The following is a 1,903-nucleotide window of genomic DNA, read 5'->3' as shown; positions in this document are numbered from 1 at the left end:
CGTAGCCGCCTTTCGCCGACTAGGATGACGGCATGATGACAGATCGCGCGACTCGTGGTCAATGGCCAGCTTGCAATACGGCAATCCGAATCGCGCGCGCGACGGATCGGGCATGATTACGCGCTTTGCCCCCAGCCCGACCGGCGGGCTGCACTTGGGACACGCCTGGTCGGCGATCCTCGCGCATGACCGCGCCCGCGCCGTCGGAGGGCGGTTTCTGCTGCGGATCGAGGATATCGACGGCAACCGCAGTCGGCCCGAACATGTCGCAGGCATTCTCGCTGACCTGAGCTGGCTGGGGCTGGCGTGGGACGATCTGAGCTTTCAGTCGGCGCGGCTCGATCATTACCGCGTCGCGCTCGGTCGGCTGACCGCGATGGGGCTGCTTTACCCCTGTTTCTGCACCCGCGCCGATATCGCTGCCAGCGTCAGCGCGCCGCATGGCCCCGACGGGCCGGTCTATCCGGGGATCTGCCGCGCGCTCGATCCGGCAACCCGAACCGCGCGGCTCGCCGAGCCGCATGCGTGGCGGCTCGACATGGCTGCGGCGGTCGCGCGGGTCGGGCCGCTTGCGTGGGACGACGAGATCGCCGGGACGATGGCCGCCAATCCGGCGAGCGCGGGCGATGTCGTACTCGCGCGAAAAGATGCCCCTGCGAGCTATCACCTCGCCGTCACGGTGGATGATGCCGCGCAAGGGGTGACGCATGTCATCCGCGGCGCCGATCTGTTTGCCGCGACCCATGTCCACCGGTTGTTGCAGGCGCTGCTGTGCCTGCCGACGCCGATCTATCATCACCACGCGTTGATGACCGACGCCGAGGGCAAACGGCTCGCCAAGCGCGACGGCGCCCCGACACTCAGCGCGCGGCGGCTGGCGGGCGAGAATGGCCGCACGCTGGCGGCGAAATTGCGCACCGATATGGCCCTTGGCCCACCATTGGCATTGTCCGGCGCAGCGCCTAGATAAGCATTCATGACCGTCTTCCTCTGGATTCTGCTCATTGCCGCGATGATCGCGACGCTCGTCGCGCTCGTGCGTGGCATCATCACTTTTCTTCAGGCGACCGAGGCCGATCTGAAAGGCACCGGCCCGAGCGTCGCCGGCATGAAATCGAACAAGATGATGCAGGCGCGCATTTTCTTTCAGGCGATGGCGATCCTGATCGTCGTGGTGATCCTGCTCGCGACGGGCCGCACCGGCTGATTGGGACGCCCTGATGGTCAAGCTGAACCGCATCTACACCCGCACCGGCGACGAGGGTATGACCGGCCTTGTCGATGGATCGCGCGTGGGCAAGGATTCGTCGCGGCTAATCGCGATCGGCGACGTCGACGAGGCCAATTCGGCGATCGGCGTCGCGATAGAGGCGCTCGGTGACGAGCCGCTCGCCGCCGACCTGACGCGCATCCAGAATGATCTTTTCGATCTCGGCGCGGATCTGGCGACTCCGGGCGAGGATTTCGCGCCCTCCGACATGGTGCTGCGCGTCGTCGCCAGCCAGGTCGAGCGGCTCGAGACCGGGATCGACGCGATGAACGACGCGATGCCGCCGCTCACCAGCTTCATCCTGCCGGGCGGGACGCCGGGCGCCGCTGCGCTCCACCTCGCCCGCGCGATCGTGCGCCGCGCCGAACGCGCGACCGTGGCAGCGGCGCATGATGCGGCGATCAACCCCGCCGCGCTTGCTTATCTCAATCGCTTGTCGGATTATCTCTTCGTCGCCGCGCGCCATGTGAACCAAAAGGCTGGTGGCGATGTTTTGTGGGTGCCGGGGGCGTCGCGCTAACCCGCGCGTCGCATTGGCGTAGGTTTGATTGAAGCCGGCGGTCGACCTTGTCGCCCTCGCACAGATGGAACGACGACAATGGCGGCAACTCCTGCGCTCCGGTCCGACACGCA

At 66.7% G+C, this 1,903-nt stretch carries 3 protein-coding genes; all 3 read left to right on the top strand.

The features are described from left to right. Positions 1-61 precede the first annotated feature (61 nt). From gluQRS to K2W81_RS14480, 3 genes are read left to right on the top strand one after another with little or no spacing between them, the layout of a single operon-like run. The gene (gluQRS, locus tag K2W81_RS14490; RefSeq protein ID WP_294105565.1) at positions 62-970 is read left to right on the top strand and encodes a tRNA glutamyl-Q(34) synthetase GluQRS; all 909 of its coding nucleotides are present in this window, start codon (positions 62-64) and stop codon (positions 968-970) included. Positions 971-976: 6 nt separating this feature from the next. Further along, positions 977-1,207: a twin transmembrane helix small protein gene (locus K2W81_RS14485; RefSeq protein WP_294105562.1), complete on the top strand. Its 231-nt coding sequence runs from the start codon at positions 977-979 to the stop codon at positions 1,205-1,207. A 13-nt stretch (positions 1,208-1,220) separates the two neighbouring features. Further along, a complete protein-coding gene (locus K2W81_RS14480) occupies positions 1,221-1,790 on the top strand; it encodes a cob(I)yrinic acid a,c-diamide adenosyltransferase (RefSeq protein WP_294105560.1) in 570 nt (189 codons plus the stop codon). The last annotated feature ends 113 nt before the right edge of the window (positions 1,791-1,903 follow it).

The sequence above is a fragment of the Sphingomonas sp. genome, assembly GCF_019749955.1.
Classification (GTDB): Bacteria; Pseudomonadota; Alphaproteobacteria; order Sphingomonadales; family Sphingomonadaceae; genus Sphingomonas.
The sequence above is the reverse complement of the archived record's forward strand: the minus strand, read 5'-3'. Positions and strand labels throughout refer to the sequence as shown.

Bases quoted from the DNA above. Each gene is read 5' to 3' on its own strand.
- gluQRS (WP_294105565.1), top strand. From the start codon at position 62: ATGGCCAGCTTGCAATACGGCAATCCGAATCGCGCGCGCGACGGATCG.
- K2W81_RS14480 (WP_294105560.1), top strand. From the start codon at position 1,221: ATGGTCAAGCTGAACCGCATCTACACCCGCACCGGCGACGAGGGTATG.
- K2W81_RS14485 (WP_294105562.1), top strand. From the start codon at position 977: ATGACCGTCTTCCTCTGGATTCTGCTCATTGCCGCGATGATCGCGACG.